Source organism: Nonomuraea sp. NPDC050547 (genome assembly GCF_044457345.1).
Classification (GTDB): domain Bacteria; phylum Actinomycetota; class Actinomycetes; order Streptosporangiales; family Streptosporangiaceae; genus Nonomuraea.
Genome location: NZ_JBITGW010000011.1, coordinates 208698 through 225604, shown reverse-complemented (window position 1 = coordinate 225604; position 16907 = coordinate 208698). Strand labels below are relative to the sequence as shown.

Here is a 16907-nt window from a genome sequence, read left to right as displayed (position 1 = left end):
TAAACGATATATAGCGAATCGAGGTAGTGCATGATCAGGCTGGCGTTCCCCATCTACGTGGAGTTGCTCACCGCGGTCGTCGCGGTGAGCGTGATCGACCTGCTCTGGGTCTCCGGCCTGGGCGAGAGCGCGGTCGCGGCGGTCACCGTGGCCACGACCACCGAGTTTCTGGCGCTCGGGTTGTTCCTGGCCGTCCAGACCGGCCTCACCGTGCTCGTCGGCCGCCGCGACGGCCGCGCGCCGCTCGCGCCCCTGGTCAGGACCGGCTGGCTGCTCTGGGCCGCGTTCAGCCTGGCCGTGGCCGTCCCCGGCGTACTGCTGCGCGAACCCCTGGCCGCCCTCCTGCCCGCCGACGCCCCCACCGCCGCGCTGACCGCCGGCTACTACCTGATCTCCCTGGCCGGCCTGCCCGTCTTCTTCGCCCAATGCCTGGTGGACGGCGTGCTCAAGGGCAAGGGCAACACGCGGGTCCCGATGCGCAACGCGCTGATCTGCAACGCCCTGGTCGTCGTCCTCGACCCGCTGCTCATCTACGGCCTCGGCATGGGCGTCCAGGGCGCCGCGCTGGCCACCGTCCTGGCCCGCCTGGCCACACTCGGCCTCGCCCTGCTCTCCCTGGTACGGCAGGCTCCGGCCGACGCCCCGGGCCGCGCTCCCGCGTGGGAGATCGTGCGCACCGGGCTGCCCATGTCGGGCGACTTCCTGGCCCGCGCGCTGGTCGGCATGGTCCTGGTGGACGTGGTCGCCGGGTTCGGCGTGGCCGCGCAGGCCGGATACGGCATCGGCTCGAAGATCATGCTGGCCGGCGTCATGGTCTTCTACGCGCTGCGCCAGGCCACGATGATCAGGACGGCCCGCTCCGAGCCGGTCGGGCGGCCGCTGGTGCTCGGCCTGGGCGCCGGTTTGGCCGTGGCGGCGGTGCTCAACCTGGCGGCCGCGCCGGTCGCCGGCTGGTTCACCGCCGATCCCGGACCGGCGGTGGAGTTTCTGCGCTGGATGACGCTCTACCTGGTGCCGTTCGGCGGGCTGATCGCCGCCGGCGGGGTTCTGCAGGCGAGCGGGAGGGGCGGCCGCCTGCTGGCCGCCACGCTGGCGGGCTTCGCGGTGCAGCTGCTTCTCGCCTACACGCTGAGCTCGTGGCTCGGAGTCACGGGGGTGTGGGTGTCGATGGCCGCCGGGGCTCTGGTGAGCCTCGGCGGCGCCGTACTCACGCCTGGAGCTTGGCCAGGGCGGCGCGCAGGCGGTCCTGGGAGCGCTCGCGGCCGAGGACCTCGATCGACTCGAACAGCGGCAGGCCCACGGTCCGGCCCGTGACGGCCACGCGGACCGGCGCCTGCGCCTTGCCGAGCTTCAGCCCGTGCTGGGCGCCGACCTCCTCCAGCGCGACCTTGAGCGACTCGGGGTCCCAGCTGACGTCCGCCAGGCGCTCCAGGTAGCCGGTGAGGATCTCCACGGGGGAGTTCTTCATCGCCTTGTCCCAGGAGGCCTCGTCGAAGGCGGGCTCGGGCAGGAAGAGGAAGTCGACGTTCTGCCGGATCTCCGACAGCACGGCGATGCGCGTCTGGGCCAGCGGCGCGACCTTGCTGAACGTCTCGCGGTCCCAGCTCGGGTCGAGGTAGGCGGCGCAGCGCTCCTCGAAGGTCTCCAGCGGAAGCGCGCGGATGTACTCGCCGTTGAAGGCCCGCAGCTTCTTCTCGTCGAAGAACGCGCTGGCGGAGTTGACGTTGTCCAGCTTGAACAGCGGCATCATCTCCGACCACGGCATGATCTCGCGGTCATCGCCAGGACCCCAGCCCAGCAGCATGAGGTAGTTGACCATCGCCTCGGCCAGGTAGCCCTCCTCGCGGTAGGACTCCAGGGCCACCTTGTCGCGGCGCTTGGACAGCTTCTTGCGCTGCTCGTTGACGATCACCGGCAGGTGCGCCCAGACCGGCGGCCGCTTGCCCAGCGCGGGCCAGAGCATGACCTGCTTGGCCGCGTTGCCCAGGTGCTCCTCGCCGCGGATGACGTGGGTGATGTCCTGGGTGATGTCGTCGACCGCGTTGGCCAGCACGTAGAGCGGCGAGCCGTCGGTGCGGGCGATGACGAAGTCCTCCTGCGCGTCGTTGGGGAACTCCACGCGGCCGCGGATGACGTCGTCCACCACCGTGACGCCCTCGTCGGGGGTGCGGAAGCGCGTCGCGCCCGCGGTCAGGCCCCGCTCGCGGCAGTGGCCGTCGTAGCCCTTGTGCTCGGAGCCGGTGCGGGCCACCAGGTCCTCGCGGGTGCAGTCGCAGTGGTAGGCGCGGCCGTCGGCGAGCAGCTTGGCCACGGCCTCGCGGTGCTGCGGTTCGAAGGCCGACTGGAAGTACGGGCCCTCGAAGGCCGGGTTGGTGCCGTTGACGCCGATCCAGTCGAGCGCGGAGATGATGCCCTCGGTCCACTCCGGCCTGTTGCGCGAGGCGTCGGTGTCCTCGATGCGCAGCACGAACTGGCCGCCCGACTGCTCGGCCAGCGCCCAGTTGAACAGCGCGGTGCGGGCGCCGCCCACGTGGAACATGCCGGTCGGTGAGGGCGCGAAGCGCACCCGCAGGTCAGTCACGGGAAACCACCTTGTTCGTGAGTGTGCCGATGCCCTCGATGCCGACGCTGACCTCGTCGCCGACCTCCAGCGGGCCCACGCCCGCGGGGGTGCCGGTCAGGATCACGTCGCCGGGGATCAGCGTCATGACGGCGCTGACGTAGGCCACCAGCGCGGGAATGTCGTTGATGAGCTGGTTCGTGCGGCCGCTCTGGCGCACCTCGCCGTTGACCGTCGTGGTCAGCGCGAGGTCGCCCGGGTCGAGGTCGGTCTGTATCCACGGCCCCAGCGGGCAGAAGGTGTCGAAGCCCTTGGCCCGGGTGAACTGCACGTCCTTCTTCTGCAGGTCGCGGGCGGTGACGTCGTTGGCGCAGGTGTAGCCGAAGATGACGTCCTTGACCCGCTCGACCGGGACCTCGCGGCACAGGCGGCCGATGACCACGGCCAGCTCACCCTCGTAGTCGACGCGGTCGGACAGCGACGTCGGGTAGGCGATGGGCTCGCCGTGGCCGATGACCGAGGTCGACGGCTTGAGGAAGATGAGCGGTTCTTCCGGGACCTCGTTGCCCAGCTCGGCGGCGTGTTCGGCGTAGTTGCGGCCGATGGCGATCACCTTGCTCGGCAGCATCGGGGACAGCAGCTTCACCTGGGCCAGCGGGAAACGCTCGCCGGTGAACTGCACCTGGTTGAAGGGGTGCCCGGCGACCGCGGAGACGACCTCCTCGCCAGGGCCGCCCTCGACCACGCCGAACGAGACGCCTTCGCCTGTGGAGAACCTCGCTATACGCACCAGACAAGGCTATCGCCGACGTGCCGGGGCTCGGCCCACGTTGGTCCGTGGCTCATCCCGCGCAAGTCAGGACTTGTCAATAAATACAGCTCATGACGCATTTTTCCCGGTATGTCGGAAATTTAGGGTGCATAGCAGGCACTACATGCTGTGACACTTCAATTCTCGGGGGTGACGATCGTGTCGGAAGCCACGGTCAAGGAGACGCCGGCCGTACCGCGGGCACGGACCCAGAACGGCTCCGCCAGCGGCGCGCTCGACAGTGAGAATGGCACCACGACCATCGACGACGGCGTCGTGGCCAAGATAGCGGGGCTCGCCGCCCGCGAGGTCAGCGGCGTGTACGACATGGGCGCGGGCGCCGCGCGCGCCATGGGGACGGTGCGGGGAATCGTCGGCGCCGACAAGAGCGTCACGCAGGGCGTCTCCGTCGAGGTCGGCGAACGCCAGGCCGCCGTCGACCTGGACCTCGTGGTCGAGTACGGCACCGCCATCCCCGACCTGGCCGGAGCGGTGCGCAAGAACGTCGTCTCGGCGGTCGAGCGCATGTGCGGCCTGGAGGTCACCGAGGTCAACATCAAGGTCGACGACGTGCACATGCCGGGCCAGAAGTCCGAGGAGGCGCCCAGGAAGGAGCCCCGGGTCCAATGACCGACGCGCGGGCGATCGCCGAGAAGGCACGCGGCGTCCCGGGGGTGGCCGCCCTGTCGGGCGGCCCGTTCGGGACGGTGTCCACCTATTTGCCGGGTGAGCGCCTGGTAGGGGTGGCCGTGCGCGACGACGGCGTCGAGATCTCGATCGTCGCCCGCGACGGGCATCCGCTGCCCCAGCTCGCCGCGAAGGTCCGCCGCGAGGTGGCGGGCCTGGCAGGCGGCCGCCCGGTCAACATCCGCATCGACGACCTGGAGGAGACCCCATGACGAACCACCCGCTGTCCATCATCGGCATGGCCGTAGGCATGGTGCTCGGCCTCGCCGGGGCCTTCGGCGGTATCGGGGCGTTCCTGCTCGTACTGCTGCTCGGCGCGCTCGGCTTCCTCGTCGGCCGCCTCGCCGAGGGCGGCGAGGTGAACGTCGCCCATCTCACCGTGAGACGCAAATGACCGCCACCGAGACCACCGCGGTCGAGGCCACGGCGCCCGCCGACGTGCTGCTGCCCGCCCAGCGGGTGCCGCCGGAGTCGCGCGGGCGCACCACGATCACCGACCGGGCGGCCACCCGCATCACCTGCGAGCTGGCCGGGACGATGCCCGGGGTACGCGCGGTCACCGAGCACGATGGGCTGCCCTGGACGCGCACCACGGCCGCCCGGGTGGACGGCGACCAGGTCAGGGTCCGGCTCTTCGTCACCGTCGGCTACCCGGCGCCGCTGCGCTCGACCGCCCGCCACATCCGCGAGGAGCTGACCGGCGAGCTGGCCCGCGTGACCGGGCTGCGCGCGACCGAGATCGACGTCATCGTCACGCACCTGACGCCGGACGCCGAGGGGGCGGCGTCGTGAGCGCCGCGCCGGGGGACCGGGCGGCGCTCAAGGAGTTCCGGCCCCAGCGCACGGTTCCGGCGGTGATCGTGGCGGTGCTGCTGGTCGCGCTGGGCGCGGTCGTGGCCGCCGAGGTGATCTCCTGGCTCTTCGGCCGTCCGCTCGGCTGGCTGCCGGCCCGGGATCTGCTGGAGTGGGGTTCCACCACGTTGTGGCAGAGCCCGGCCGTGCTGATCGGCGGCATCGTGGTGACGCTGATCGGGCTGGCGCTGCTGGTGCTGGCGTTCGTGCCCGGCCGGCCGCGGATGGTCCCGTTGCACACCAGTGACCCGCAGCTCGTCATCGGGGTCCGGCCGCAGAGCTTCTCCGACGCCCTTGCCCACGCCGCGGGGGAGGTGCCGGGCGTGCGCTCGGCCGTCGCCGCGCTGCGCGGGCGCACGGTCGCGGTCACGGCGACCACCAGCGGCTGGAACGACGCCGCCACCGGCGAGCAGGTGCGCGAGGCCGTGCTGGCGAGGATCGCGGGGCTCGCGCCGGTCCAGCCCTACAAGGTGTCCGTCCGGCTGAAGGAGCGACCGTGAACCGCACCACCCGCCGGGGCAACCGTCTCGGCCTGGCCCTGGTCGGGCTGCTGCTGGCCGTACTCGGGGGCGCGGCGGCGGCCAGGAGCCTCGCGCTGATGCCGCAGGACTGGGCGCCGGCCGCGGAGCCGCTGGTGAACGGGCCGGTCAGGGAGTTCTTCGCCTTCTCGTGGGCCTGGTGGCTGGTGGCGCTCGGGGGGATCGTGCTGGTCGTGCTGGGGTTGCGGTGGCTGGCCGTACAGGCGAGGCGGTCGAGGTTGTCGTCGCTGCGCCTCGACGACGGACCCGCGGGCGTCACGGAGATCTCCGCGAGCGGCGTGACCGAGGCCGTCGCGGCGGAGGCCGCGCAGAGCCCCGCCGTGCTCAGCGCCAGCGCCGACCTGGCGGGCTCACCCCGCCGTCCAGAGGTACGGCTGCGCCTGGTCGCCGACGAGCGCGCCCCGATCGACGAGATCAAGGAGCATCTGGCCGGTGTGGCGATCCCGCACATGCGCCAGGCCCTGGAGACGGACCAGCTGCCCGCGGTCGCCCGCGTGAGCCTGAAGTCGCCCTCCGCCCGCTGAGTCGTCCGGGGCGGAGGGCGGCCGGGGTCAGGCGGTGGAGCGGGCCTTGAACAGGGCGCGCTTGGCCGCCTTGGCGACCTGCTTGTCCGGGTGGACCTGGGAGATCAGGTCGAGAAGCTCCTCCACGTGCGCGTGGGGGATCTTCCAGATGACCTCCAGGAGGTTGTTCAGGAGCTCGGGCCCGATGTCCCGCAGGCTGCTCACGAACTCGGCGCGGCCCAGACCCGCGGAGATGGTCCACATGTCCAGGATGAGCCAGTGGGTGTCGTCCTGGGTGGGTTCGGGGGCGTCCGGGATCTCAAGCTGGCTGAGGTGGGTGGCGGCGTAGGGGCGCAGCGCCGGATGGTTCAGCGCCTCCTGCCAGGCCGGGACGGCGGCCTCGCCCAGCGTGCCGACGACGCTGGCGGCCTGTACGCGGACCAGGGCGTCGTTGTCGTCCTGCGCCGCGGCCTCCAGGAGTTCCTCGGCGGCCCGGCCCGGCTCGCGCAGCTCCATCCACGCGGCGAACTCGGCGTCGGCCTCCTCCTCCGGCAGCTCGGCGCTCAGTGTGAGCAGGTCGAGGGCGCTCATGGACTCGATGGCGGGCCGTGCGTCCACCTCGATGTCGGCGTCGTCGGCCAGGTGCACGACGCCTTCCACGCCGAGCGGGGTCAGCGTGACCTCGGCGGAGACGGCCACCATGCCGTAGCCGACCAGCCAGTCGAGCACGGGGGCGAGCGGGTCGCCGCCGTAGTGGCGGGCGGCCGCGGCCCAGGCCTCGGAGCCGAGCTCGTCGATCTCGGCGGCGGCCTCCTCCAGTTCGCGCCTGAGGCCGTCGAGCTCGCGGGCGCCGCCGGCCAGCAGCAGCCTGATCAGGAGCCCGCGGGTGAGGCCGGCCAGGGCCATGGTGAGATCGTCGTCGTCGAGCTCGGGGTCGCCGTAGTCGACCGAGTGCAGGCCCAGCATCCACGCGTCGAGTACGTCCTCGTCGTCGTCGAAGGGCCAGCTCGCGGTGTCGTCGTCGACGCTGACGGTGTCGTCGCCGGCCGGCTCGATGAACTCCAGGTCGACCGCGAGGTTCCAGATGTTCCACAGCTGCGGGACGTCCTCGCCGGCCTGTGGCTTCGGCAGCCCGACCACGTCGAGGGCCTCGATCACCTCGTCGTCGGACAGCAGCGCCTCGTCGCCGACCCGGCGCCCGGTGCCGACCCAGACCGACAGGTCACGGGCCTTGGCGATCAGCGGTACGGCCCGCACCGCCTCGGCCAGCTCGGAGTCGGGGCTGAGCCGGATCGTGTCGAGCTCGGCGAGGCGGTCGGCGAACGGCTCGAAGTCCCCGAGGTCGCCGCCTTCCTCCTCGTCGTCCTCGTCGGCGTCGTCGCCCTCTTCGTCGCCGATGAGGTCCTCCATCAGATCGATGAAGTCCTCCTCGACGTCGGCGAGCTCGCCGAGGAGGTCGGCCAGCGCGTCCGAGCGCTCGCTCAGGCGGCCGGACTTCGACAGGAACGTGAGGTAGGCGTCGAGCGCCGGGACCATGCCGTCGGCGGCGGCATCGGGGTCGTCCACCACCTTGGGCATCTGTTCGAGCATGACCCCCCGCACGTTGGCACGCGTCCAGGTGCCGACGTTGGAGGAGAAGGTGATGCGGTGCCAAAGAGCGGCGGGTCCCACCAGTTCGGGGGAGCTGTCGGGGGCGTTGGTGCGCGCCCAGACGATGAACTCTTCGAGCAGGGGTCGCAGCTCAGTGGCGGCTACCTCGATGCGATCTGTCACCCACTCAGGCTAGTGCGCCCGGGACGCGCTCGGCTCCCCAAATACACGGTTTAGCTGATCATGGCACCTCAGGAGGAACGGCGCATCGACTCGGTGATCCGCTCGGCCGCCGCCATCACCGGGACGGCGTGCAGCCGGCCCGGCGCGCGGGTGAGGCGTTCGATCGGGCCGGAGACCGAGACGGCGGCGATCACCTTGCCGCCGCTGCCCCTGATGGGGGCCGAGACGCTGGCCACGCCCTGCTCGCGTTCGCCCACGCTGTGGGCCCATCCGCGCCGGCGCACGCTGGCCAGGGTGGCGGCGGTGAACTTGGCTCCGCGCAGCCCCCGGTGCAGCCGGTCGGGCTCCTCCCAGGCGAGCAGAATCTGCGCGGCGGACCCGGCCGTCATCGGCAGCGCCGACCCGACCGGCACGGTGTCGCGCAGCCCGCTGGCCCGCTCGGCGGCGGCCACGCACACGCGCTCGTCACCCTGGCGCCGGTAAAGCTGGGCGCTCTCGCCGGTCAAATCACGCAACTGGGTCAGCACCGGCGCCGCGACGGCCAGCAGCCGGTCCTCGCCCGCCGCTGTGGACAACTCCGACAAACGCGGTCCAAGGACGAATCTGCCCTGCGTGTCGCGCGTCACGATGCGGTGGTGCTCCAGCGCCACGGCCAGGCGGTGCGCCGTCGGCCTGGCCAGACCGGTGGCCTGAACGAGCTGCGCGAGCGAGGCCGGTCCGGCCTCCAGGGCATTGAGCACGAGAACGGCCTTGTCCAGTACGCCGACTCCGCTAGAGTTGTCCATACACCGATACTGCCGTCTCGACATATGAGAAAGCAAGTCGGCGCGGAGTCTCAAGGAGGAGATCAATGGGCCGCACACTGGCGGAGAAGGTCTGGGAGCAACACGTCGTACGGCGCGCGGAAGGCGAACCCGACCTGCTCTTCATCGACCTTCACCTCATCCACGAGGTGACCAGCCCGCAGGCGTTCGACGGCCTCCGCATGGCCGGACGCGAGGTGCGCCGGCCCGATCTCACCATCGCCACCGAAGACCACAACGTGCCGACCGTGCTGGGCCCCATCAGTGACCCGGTCTCCAAGACGCAGGTCGAGACCCTGCGCAAGAACGCCGCCGAGTTCGGCGTCCGGCTGCACCCGATGGGCGACGCCGGGCAGGGCGTGGTGCACATCATCGGCCCCCAGTTCGGCCTGACCCAGCCGGGCATGACGATCGTGTGTGGCGATTCTCACACCTCCACCCACGGCGCGTTCGGCGGCATCGCCTTCGGCATCGGCACCTCCGAGGTCGAGCACGTGCTGGCCACCCAGACGCTGCCCGCCTACCGGCCCAAGACGATGGCGATCGAGGTCTCCGGCGAGCTGCCCGTGGGCGTCACGGCCAAGGACCTGATCCTGGCCATCATCGCCAAGATCGGCACCGGCGGCGGCCAGGGCTACATCGTGGAGTACCGGGGCGAGGCCGTCCGCAAGCTCTCGATGGAGGGCCGGATGACCGTCTGCAACATGTCGATCGAGGCCGGCGCCCGCGCGGGCATGATCGCTCCGGACGAGACCACGTTCGCCTACCTCAAGGGCCGTAAACACGCGCCCACCGGGGCGGACTGGGACACCGCCGTCGAGTACTGGAAGACGCTGAGGACCGACGACGACGCGGAGTTCGACAAGGTCGTGGAGATCGACGCCTCGGTGCTGACGCCGTTCGTCACCTGGGGCACCAATCCCGGGCAGGGGCTGCCGCTGGGCGCGGCCGTACCGGATCCGGCGGAGATGGCGGACGCGACCGAGCGGGCGGCCGCCGAGCGGGCGCTGGAGTACATGGGCCTGACCGCGGGCACGCCGCTGAGCGAGATCGAGGTCGACACCGTCTTCGTCGGCTCGTGCACCAACGGCCGCATCGAGGACCTGCGCGCCGCCGCCGAGATCCTGCGCGGGCGGCAGGTGCGGACGCGCACGCTGATCGTGCCCGGTTCGATGCTGGTCAAGCTGGAGGCGGAGAAGGAGGGCCTGGACAAGGTCTTCGAGGCCGCCGGGGCCGAGTGGCGGCAGGCCGGCTGCTCGATGTGCCTGGGCATGAACCCCGACACGCTCCAGCCGGGCGAGCGCAGCGCCTCGACCTCCAACCGCAACTTCGAGGGCCGTCAGGGCAAGGGCGGTCGCACCCACCTGGTGTCGCCGCAGGTCGCCGCCGCGACCGCCGTAACCGGCCGCCTGACCGCGCCCGCCGACCTGGCCGTCACGGCCTGACCGCAGAGGACCACGCACATGGACGCCTTCACCACCCACACCGGTACGGCGGTGCCGCTGCGCCGCAGCAACGTCGACACCGACCAGATCATCCCGGCCGTCTGGCTCAAGCAGGTCAGCCGCACCGGCTTCGAGAAGGGCCTGTTCTCCGCCTGGCGCGAGGACCCCTCCTTCGTCCTGAACAACCCCGTCTACGACGGCGCCTCGATCCTGCTCGCCGGTCCCGACTTCGGCACGGGCTCCTCGCGCGAGCACGCCGTCTGGGCCATCCAGCAGTACGGCTTCCGCGTGGTGATCGCCGCCCGCTTCGGCGACATCTTCCGCAACAACTCCACCAAGATGGGCCTGCTCCCCGTCATCCTGGAGGCCAAGGTCGTCGAGGAACTGCAGGCGGCCGTCGAGGCGGACCCGACCACCCAGATCACCGTCGACCTGGTGGAACGCGAGGTCCGCCTCGGCCAGGACGCGTGGAGTTTCGAGATCGACGACTACACGCGCTGGCGGCTGCTGGAGGGCCTGGACGACATCGGGCTGACCCTGCGTCATGCCGATGACATCGCCACGTACGAGAATGGTCGGCAGCCATGGCTGCCGACGACCGTCTAGACGACGACCTGGAAGACGACGAACTGGCGCGGCGGTTGCGCGAGGCGCACCGCCGCGTCCGCATGCTCCCCGCCGACGAGAAAGAGCGTGTCGCCCGCAGATATCTGGCGATCTGCGACCTGGCCAAGCGCGATCCGGAGCGCGCCGCCAGCCGTCTGGAGGCCTTCGTCGAGGGGCTCGACGACACGCCACGCGGTCAAGAAAACACGTCCGGTGATTGAGTTCCCCCGGAAAGCCCCTTAATTTCGAGCGCGTAAGGGGTTTCTACGTGAGGCGAGTGTGCTGGAACCCCGAGCCGTAACAGGGGGATAGATGAACAAGCGGGAACTCGTCGACGCCATCGCTGACCGGGTGGGCGACAAGAAGACGGCCACCGAGGCCGTGAACGCGATTATCGACGCCGTCCAGAAGGCTGTGGCGAGCGGAGACAAGGTCTCGATCACGGGCTTCGGCGCGTTCGAGATGGTTCACAAGCCTGCGCGCACGGCCAGGAACCCGTCGACCGGTGCGGAGATCAAGGTGGCCGAGAGCTGGGCGCCTAAGTTCCGTCCCGGCTCCGACTTCAAGGAGCTGGTGAACGCCGGCGGCAAGAAGGCGTCGAAGAAGAAGTAGTCACTTCTGCGTGATGGCCCGGGTCCCGCTTCTGAGCGGGGTCCGGGCCCTCGCGTTTCAGGGCATCGGGAAAGTCGAGAGCGTGATGAACGTGACCTCGCCGTCGGCCACGGCCAGGTTCACGCGCTGGCCGGAGCGCAGCAGCAGGAGCGGTCCAGCGTCGAAGGCGCGGGTCGGGAAGCCGAGGACCGTGCCGTCGTCGAGAAAGACCGTTCCCGAACGGGTGGCCGGGTCGTAGGTACGCACTGTCGCCTGCACGCGACCAGCGTAAATCGTTTGACCCGCGCGGGCGAGCCCCGGAAGATCGAGACCCATGCGCCTTCGGGGGAATGCCGACTTCTCGCGATTCGCGGTCGCGAACGCCGTGACACAGGCCGGCACGCAGGTCACCTTCGTCGCCCTCCCGCTGGCCGCCGTGCTCACCCTGGACGCCGGGCCGTTCCAGCTCGGGCTGCTCACCGCCGCGGAGATGATCGCCTTCCTGCTGGTCGGGCTGCCCGCCGGGGTCTGGGTGGACCGGCTGCGCCGCCGTCCCATCCTGGTGTGGACCGACCTGATCCGCGGCTTCGCGCTGCTGAGCGTTCCGGTCGCCGCGTGGCTCGGGGTGTTCTCGCTGGCGCAGCTCTATCTGGTCGCGCTGGTCATCGGCTTCTGCACGGTCTTCTTCGACGTCGCGCACATGAGCTTCCTGCCCGCCGTTGTCGGCAAGGACGGGCTCGAACGCGGCAACAGCGTCCTGGAGGCCACCAGCAGGATCTCCATGCTGGCTGGACCCGGCCTCGGCGGCCTGCTCGTGCAGTGGCTGACCGCGCCGTTCGCGCTGCTGGCCGACGCCGTCAGCTATCTCGCCTCGGGGGTACTGCTGTCGCGCGTACGCGTCCGGGAGACGCCCGCGCCCAAGCAGGCGGGGCGGCGGTTGCGGCAGGAGGTCGCCGAAGGCGTCAGGTACGTGGTCGCCGAGCCGGTCCTGCGCGTCATCGCCCTGCTCGGCGCGCTGGCACAGCTCGGCAACGGCGTCTGGTTCGTCGGCCAGCCGCTCTACCTGATCAAGGAGCTGGGCGTCGGCGCCGGGCTCTACGGCCTGATGCTGTCCGTGGGCGCCGTCGGCGGGCTGGCGGGGGCGGCCTTCTCCACCCGCGTCACCGCGCGCTTCGGTGCCGGACGCACCCTGGCCGGGACGGCGGCCATGGTCATGGTGCTCAACCTGCCCCTGACGCTGGTGGAGGGCGGGTGGCGGCTGGCGTTGTTCCCGGTGTTCACCCTGCTGGCCGGGGCGATCGGCGTGGTCTTCAACATCACCCAGGTCAGCTACCGCCAGCGCACCACGCCCGAGCACCTGCTCGGGCGGGTCAACGCCAGCATGCGCTTCCTCATGTGGAGCGCGGTGCCGATCGGCGGGCTGCTCGGCGGGGCGCTGGGGGAGTGGGCCGGCGGGCGAGCGGTGTTCGTGACCGGCGTGCTGCTGGTCGCCGCCGCACACCTGCCCGTGGTCCTGTCCCGCGCGATCCGCCACCTCGACCTGACCCCGGCTCCCTGACCCTCGCCTCTCGCCGGGGTTACGCGCTCGAAGCCGGCCGGCTTCGGGGGATTGGAGCACTTGGCCGGTCAAGAGGGGCCGTTGCGGTGGGGACCACGTCCGACGTGAGAAGCGACACCCACGATCGGCGCCCGCGCACGACGGCGGGTTGCGGTGGGGCGGCTCGCCGTAACCTCAGAAAGGGGGTGGCACCTTCATCAGACGCACCACGGCGGCCGTGTGGCGGCCCAGGCCGAGTTCGATGGCCGCGCGCAGGTCGTCAGGGGTGTCCACGTCGCGGCGGACCGAGTCGATGCCCGTGAGCTCCAGCTCCTTGGCGCCACCGGCCAGGTGCTTGGCCCGCGACTCGCCGCCGAAGCGCGGGGTGAACGGGACGCCGGGCCGTACGCCGTAGAAGGTGGTGCCGACGTCGAGGGCGTCGGGCACGAACGCCTGGTCGTGGTCGGCCGCCGCCGTCAGCACCGCGGCCAGCTCCGGCGGCCGCAGCGTGGGCAGGTCGGCCTGGAGGGCGCCCACGGGCTCGTGCGGCGCCAGCCGTACGGCATGGGCGGCCCCCGTGCGCAGGGCGGTGTTGAGGCCGCGGTCGGGATCGTGCACCACCTCGGCGCCGAGGGCGCCGAGCGGACCGGCGGCGGCGGGATCGGCCGTCACCACGACTACCCGCGCCACGAGCGGGCAGGAGAGCGCCGCCGAGACGGTGTCGCAGGCGACCGCGACGGCGAGCCGGGTGCGGTGGGGACCCGTGGCGGCGGCCAGCCGGGTCTTCGCCGCGACCAGCGTCTTCACCGGGATGACCAGTGACCAGCGGATGCTCATAGGCTTAAGTCTCGTGCCTCGACATCCCGTGCGGCCAACCGGGAGACTTGAGACGCATTCCGTACCTGTTGGAGGAGACCATGAGCCGCCCCGTGCGACCATCGCGCTTCTGGGAAACCCTCGCGGTGGTGATCGTGAAGCCGCTGTCGTGGCTCCTGGTCAAGAAGGACTGGCGGCACGGCGAGCGCGTCCCGCGGACCGGCGGCATGATCATCGCCACCAACCACCTGTCGTGGGCCGACCCGGTGCTGCTCGCCCACTTCCTCTACAACAACGGCCGCTGGCCGGTCATCCTGGCCAAGGCCGGGCTGTTCAAGGTGCCGGGACTCGGGGCGGCCGTGCGCGGGCTCCTGGCCATCCCGGTCCAGCGGGGCAGCAGCGACGCGGCCAAGTCGCTCAGCTACTCGGCGGAACGGCTGCGCGACGGCGCGGCCGTGCTCTTCTACCCGGAGGGCACCGTCACGCGCGACCCCGGCCTGTGGCCGATGGCGGGCAAGACCGGCGCCGCGCGCCTGGCCCTGGAGAGCGGCGCCAAGGTCGTCCCGGTGGCGCACTGGGGAGCCCAGGAACTGCTGCCCTATGGGGAGAAGCGGCCCCGGCTGTTCCCGCGCAAGACCTTCCGGGTCTCGGTGGGGCCGCCGGTCGACCTGTCCAAGTACGCGGGCCGGCCGGCACACGCCGACGTGCTGCGCGAGGCCACCGCCGACATCATGGCGGCGATCACCGTTCAGCTCGCCGAGCTGCGCGGCGAGAAGGCTCCGGAAACTCCCTTCGATCCCGCCGGGCGGTGAACGCATGACCAAGACCGCTGTGTTCGGCACCGGATCGTGGGGGACCACGTTCGCCATGATCCTGGCCGAGGCGGGCAACGAGACGGTGCTCTGGGGGCGCAGGCCCGAACTCGTCTCGGCGATCAACTCGACGGGGGAGAACCCCGACTATCTGCCCGGCATCGCCCTGCCCGGTTCGCTGCGTGCCACGGACTCGGCGGCCGAGGCGCTGGACGGGGCCGACTTCGTGGTGCTGGCCGTACCGTCGCAGACACTGCGCGGGAACCTGGACACCTGGCGCGAGCACATCCCCGACGGCGCGGTGCTGGTCAGCCTGATGAAGGGCATCGAGCTCGGCACCACCAAGCGGATGAGCGAGGTGATCCGCGAGGTCGCCGGCGTGCCGGAGGAGCGCGTGGCGGTCGTCTCCGGGCCCAACCTGGCCAAGGAGATCGCCCAGCGCCAGCCCGCCGCGACCGTCGTGGCCTGCACCGACGAGGCCGTGGCCAAGCGGCTGCAGGACGCCTGCCACCTGCCGCCGTGGTTTCGCCCGTACACCAATCTCGACGTCGTCGGCGTGGAGCTGGGCGGCGCGGTCAAGAACGTGATCGCGCTGGCCGTCGGCGTCGCCGTGGGCATGGGCATGGGCGACAACGTGGCCGCCATGATGATCACCCGTGGGCTGGCCGAGATCTCCCGGCTCGGCGCGGCGCTCGGCGCCGACCCCCACACCTTCTCCGGCCTGGCCGGCATGGGCGACCTGGTGGCCACCTGCACCTCGCCGCTGTCGCGCAACCGCACGTTCGGCGAGAACCTGGGCCGCGGCATGACCCTCGAAGAGGTGATCGCCGCGACGCGCCAGACCGCGGAAGGAGTCAAGTCCTGCGAGTCGGTGCTGGAACTGGCGCGCAAGCACGACGTCGAAATGCCGATCACCGAGGTCGTCGTGGGTGTCGTGCACGACGGCATGTCGCCCGGGGAGGCGGGGATGTTGCTGATGTCGCGCTCGCCCAAACCCGAGCGTTACGGCGTCTGAGCGGCTGTCTCCGGTAGATTCGGACACCATGAGCAAGCCACGCGTCGCCGTCGTATTCGGAGGTCGCAATTCCGAGCACGCCGTCTCCCTCATGGGGGCCGGCAGTGTTCTGGACGCGATCGACAGGACCAAGTACGAAGTGATCCCGATCGGGATCGCCCAGGACGGCAGGTGGGTGCTCGCCACAGGCAGCCAGCGCTTCGCCATCGAGGCGGGTGAGCTGCCCGTGGTCGACACCTCGGGGGCCGCGCTCGCGCTGCCCGCCGACGGAGGTTCGCTGGTGGCCTACGACCCCGGCAGCATCCCCGTGGAACTGGGCTCCGTCGACGTGGTCTTCCCGGTGATGCACGGCCCGTTCGCCGAGGACGGCACCATCCAGGGACTGCTGGAGATGGCCGGGGTCCGCTATGTCGGCTCCGGTGTGCTGGCCAGCGCGGTCGGCATGGACAAGGCGTACATGAAGACGGTCATGGCCGCCGCCGGGCTGCCCGTCGGCCGCTACGTGGTCGTACGCGACCGCGACTGGCGCCTCGACCGCGACCGGGTGCTCAAGGAGGCCGAGGAGCTCGGCTGGCCGGTGTTCGTCAAGCCGGCCCGCGCCGGTTCCTCCCAGGGCATCTCCAAGGCGCACGACCACGCCTCGCTGGAGGCGGCCGTCGAGGCCGCCCGCGCGCACGACCCCAAGGTGCTCATCGAGGCCGCGATCGTCGGCCGCGAGATCGAGTGCGCGGTGCTGGAGTCGCTGGACGACGATCCCCCCGCCGCCTCGCGGCCCGGCGAGGTACAGGTCGAGGGCGGGCAGGCGTTCTTCGACTTCGAGGCCAAGTACTACCCCGACCAGATGTCGCTGACCGTGCCCGCCGACATCCCCGCCGAGGTGGCCGAGGAACTGCGCGCCATGGCGGTGCGCGCCTTCGAGACGCTGGAGTGCGAGGGCCTGGCGCGGGTCGACTTCTTCTACACGGCCGAGGGCAAGCTGATCTTCAACGAGATCAACACGATGCCCGGCTTCACCTCGCTGTCGGTGGCGCCGCAGCTCTGGGCCGCCTCCGGGCTCGACTACCCGGCGCTGGTGGACCGGCTGGTGCGGCTGGCGCTGCGCCGTTCACCCGGTCTTCGCTGAGGTGACCTGGCCGATCGCCCCGGACAGCCGCGCGAGGATCTCCGGAGCGACGTGCCCGGCCGCGATCGTGGTCTCGACATAGGCCACGTCGGTGATCGCGGTGAACAACGTGCTCCGGTCCGGGTCGGCGAACCAGCCGACCCCGTCGATCTCCTGCAGCTGGTCGGTCGGCGCCATCCTGGCCGGCCGTCCGACGCCGCAGCGCACCGCGATCTCGCCCTCGCCCCAGACGGCGACGTAGGGCGACTCGGGGCTGGAGGTGGTGCGCTCCGCGCCCCCCAGCGTCTGGGGCAGCAGCGGGCCGAGCTCGGCGCACGCCGTGGCCGCCGCACCCTGTGGCGCGGGCGGTTCCACCTGTACGGCGCCGCCGCATCCGGCGGCAGCCAGCAGGACGAGGAGGACGGCGGCGGCGCGCATGAGGGAAGGTCTCTCTG

22 protein-coding genes are annotated in these 16907 nt (G+C 71.2%); 15 read left to right on the top strand and 7 right to left on the bottom strand.

Annotation, left to right across the window (positions count from 1 at the left end; all coding sequences use genetic code 11):
• Positions 1 to 30: 30 nt before the first annotated feature.
• Positions 31 to 1314: an MATE family efflux transporter gene (locus ACIBHY_RS27660; RefSeq protein ID WP_397308104.1), complete on the top strand. Its 1284-nt coding sequence runs from the start codon at positions 31 to 33 to the stop codon at positions 1312 to 1314.
• Here the strand turns inward: ACIBHY_RS27660 and gltX are convergent.
• Positions 1208 to 2581, bottom strand: coding sequence for a glutamate--tRNA ligase (gene gltX, locus ACIBHY_RS27655; protein WP_397244980.1), 1374 nt, complete (start codon positions 2579 to 2581; stop codon positions 1208 to 1210). The genes ACIBHY_RS27660 and gltX overlap by 107 nt on opposite strands.
• Positions 2574 to 3350, bottom strand: coding sequence for a fumarylacetoacetate hydrolase family protein (locus ACIBHY_RS27650; protein WP_397103199.1), 777 nt, complete (start codon positions 3348 to 3350; stop codon positions 2574 to 2576). The genes gltX and ACIBHY_RS27650 overlap by 8 nt, the downstream gene beginning before the upstream one ends.
• Positions 3351 to 3530: 180 nt before the next feature.
• Between ACIBHY_RS27650 and ACIBHY_RS27645 the strand changes: the two genes are divergently transcribed.
• The 6 genes from ACIBHY_RS27645 to ACIBHY_RS27620 are packed head-to-tail and all read left to right on the top strand — an operon-like array spanning position 3531 to position 5973.
• Entirely contained in the window at positions 3531 to 4001 is a 471-nt protein-coding gene (locus tag ACIBHY_RS27645) for an Asp23/Gls24 family envelope stress response protein (protein WP_397308103.1), read from the top strand.
• Complete coding sequence (locus ACIBHY_RS27640) at positions 3998 to 4270, top strand: hypothetical protein (protein ID WP_397308102.1); 273 nt, start codon at positions 3998 to 4000, stop codon at positions 4268 to 4270. Before ACIBHY_RS27645 ends, ACIBHY_RS27640 begins: the two co-directional genes overlap by 4 nt.
• The gene (locus ACIBHY_RS27635; RefSeq protein WP_184960409.1) at positions 4267 to 4452 is read left to right on the top strand and encodes a DUF2273 domain-containing protein; all 186 of its coding nucleotides are present in this window, start codon (positions 4267 to 4269) and stop codon (positions 4450 to 4452) included. Before ACIBHY_RS27640 ends, ACIBHY_RS27635 begins: the two co-directional genes overlap by 4 nt.
• Entirely contained in the window at positions 4449 to 4850 is a 402-nt protein-coding gene (locus tag ACIBHY_RS27630) for a hypothetical protein (RefSeq protein WP_397244974.1), read from the top strand. The genes ACIBHY_RS27635 and ACIBHY_RS27630 overlap by 4 nt, the downstream gene beginning before the upstream one ends.
• A complete protein-coding gene (locus tag ACIBHY_RS27625; RefSeq protein ID WP_397244972.1) occupies positions 4847 to 5410 on the top strand; it encodes a DUF6286 domain-containing protein in 564 nt (187 codons plus the stop codon). Before ACIBHY_RS27630 ends, ACIBHY_RS27625 begins: the two co-directional genes overlap by 4 nt.
• Entirely contained in the window at positions 5407 to 5973 is a 567-nt protein-coding gene (locus ACIBHY_RS27620) for a hypothetical protein (RefSeq protein WP_397244970.1), read from the top strand. Before ACIBHY_RS27625 ends, ACIBHY_RS27620 begins: the two co-directional genes overlap by 4 nt.
• A gap of 27 nt (positions 5974 to 6000) precedes the next feature.
• Here ACIBHY_RS27620 and ACIBHY_RS27615 read toward each other — a convergent pair whose 3' ends face one another.
• Both ACIBHY_RS27615 and ACIBHY_RS27610 read right to left on the bottom strand, forming a co-directional pair.
• Positions 6001 to 7725 (bottom strand): hypothetical protein, encoded by a 1725-nt coding sequence (locus ACIBHY_RS27615; protein WP_397244968.1) that lies wholly within the window; start codon positions 7723 to 7725, stop codon positions 6001 to 6003.
• A 68-nt stretch (positions 7726 to 7793) separates the two neighbouring features.
• Positions 7794 to 8510, bottom strand: a complete 717-nt coding sequence (locus ACIBHY_RS27610) for an IclR family transcriptional regulator (RefSeq protein WP_157250884.1) — start codon at positions 8508 to 8510, stop codon at positions 7794 to 7796.
• Positions 8511 to 8575: 65 nt separating this feature from the next.
• Between ACIBHY_RS27610 and leuC the strand changes: the two genes are divergently transcribed.
• From leuC to ACIBHY_RS27590, 4 genes are all read left to right on the top strand, one after another.
• Entirely contained in the window at positions 8576 to 9973 is a 1398-nt protein-coding gene (gene leuC / locus ACIBHY_RS27605) for a 3-isopropylmalate dehydratase large subunit (protein WP_397244966.1), read from the top strand.
• Between the two features lie 18 nt (positions 9974 to 9991).
• Positions 9992 to 10579: a 3-isopropylmalate dehydratase small subunit gene (gene leuD / locus ACIBHY_RS27600; protein WP_397308101.1), complete on the top strand. Its 588-nt coding sequence runs from the start codon at positions 9992 to 9994 to the stop codon at positions 10577 to 10579.
• Positions 10558 to 10800 (top strand): hypothetical protein, encoded by a 243-nt coding sequence (locus ACIBHY_RS27595; RefSeq protein ID WP_397244961.1) that lies wholly within the window; start codon positions 10558 to 10560, stop codon positions 10798 to 10800. Before leuD ends, ACIBHY_RS27595 begins: the two co-directional genes overlap by 22 nt.
• 91 nt (positions 10801 to 10891) lie before the next feature.
• Complete coding sequence (locus ACIBHY_RS27590) at positions 10892 to 11191, top strand: HU family DNA-binding protein (RefSeq protein ID WP_157250888.1); 300 nt, start codon at positions 10892 to 10894, stop codon at positions 11189 to 11191.
• Positions 11192 to 11248: 57 nt separating this feature from the next.
• On the opposite strand, the gene ACIBHY_RS27585 is transcribed toward ACIBHY_RS27590, so the two are convergent.
• Positions 11249 to 11449 carry a hypothetical protein gene (locus ACIBHY_RS27585; protein ID WP_397244959.1) on the bottom strand — a complete coding sequence of 67 codons (201 nt, stop codon included), beginning with the start codon at positions 11447 to 11449 and terminating at the stop codon, positions 11249 to 11251.
• A gap of 55 nt (positions 11450 to 11504) precedes the next feature.
• On the opposite strand from ACIBHY_RS27585, the gene ACIBHY_RS27580 reads away from it, so the two are divergent.
• Positions 11505 to 12728 carry an MFS transporter gene (locus ACIBHY_RS27580; RefSeq protein WP_397308100.1) on the top strand — a complete coding sequence of 408 codons (1224 nt, stop codon included), beginning with the start codon at positions 11505 to 11507 and terminating at the stop codon, positions 12726 to 12728.
• Between the two features lie 174 nt (positions 12729 to 12902).
• On the opposite strand, the gene cofC is transcribed toward ACIBHY_RS27580, so the two are convergent.
• The gene (gene cofC, locus ACIBHY_RS27575) at positions 12903 to 13544 is read right to left on the bottom strand and encodes a 2-phospho-L-lactate guanylyltransferase (protein ID WP_397244955.1); all 642 of its coding nucleotides are present in this window, start codon (positions 13542 to 13544) and stop codon (positions 12903 to 12905) included.
• An 80-nt stretch (positions 13545 to 13624) separates the two neighbouring features.
• Between cofC and ACIBHY_RS27570 the strand changes: the two genes are divergently transcribed.
• Genes ACIBHY_RS27570 through ACIBHY_RS27560 form a run of 3 tightly spaced genes read left to right on the top strand, consistent with a single transcriptional unit; the run spans position 13625 to position 16473 of the window.
• Positions 13625 to 14335 carry a lysophospholipid acyltransferase family protein gene (locus tag ACIBHY_RS27570; RefSeq protein ID WP_397244953.1) on the top strand — a complete coding sequence of 237 codons (711 nt, stop codon included), beginning with the start codon at positions 13625 to 13627 and terminating at the stop codon, positions 14333 to 14335.
• A gap of 4 nt (positions 14336 to 14339) precedes the next feature.
• Positions 14340 to 15350: an NAD(P)H-dependent glycerol-3-phosphate dehydrogenase gene (locus ACIBHY_RS27565; RefSeq protein WP_397244951.1), complete on the top strand. Its 1011-nt coding sequence runs from the start codon at positions 14340 to 14342 to the stop codon at positions 15348 to 15350.
• Positions 15351 to 15378: 28 nt separating this feature from the next.
• Entirely contained in the window at positions 15379 to 16473 is a 1095-nt protein-coding gene (locus tag ACIBHY_RS27560; protein ID WP_397244949.1) for a D-alanine--D-alanine ligase family protein, read from the top strand.
• On the opposite strand, the gene ACIBHY_RS27555 is transcribed toward ACIBHY_RS27560, so the two are convergent.
• A complete protein-coding gene (locus ACIBHY_RS27555) occupies positions 16456 to 16890 on the bottom strand; it encodes a DUF3515 domain-containing protein (protein ID WP_397244947.1) in 435 nt (144 codons plus the stop codon). The genes ACIBHY_RS27560 and ACIBHY_RS27555 overlap by 18 nt on opposite strands.
• Between the last annotated feature and the right edge of the window lie 17 nt (positions 16891 to 16907).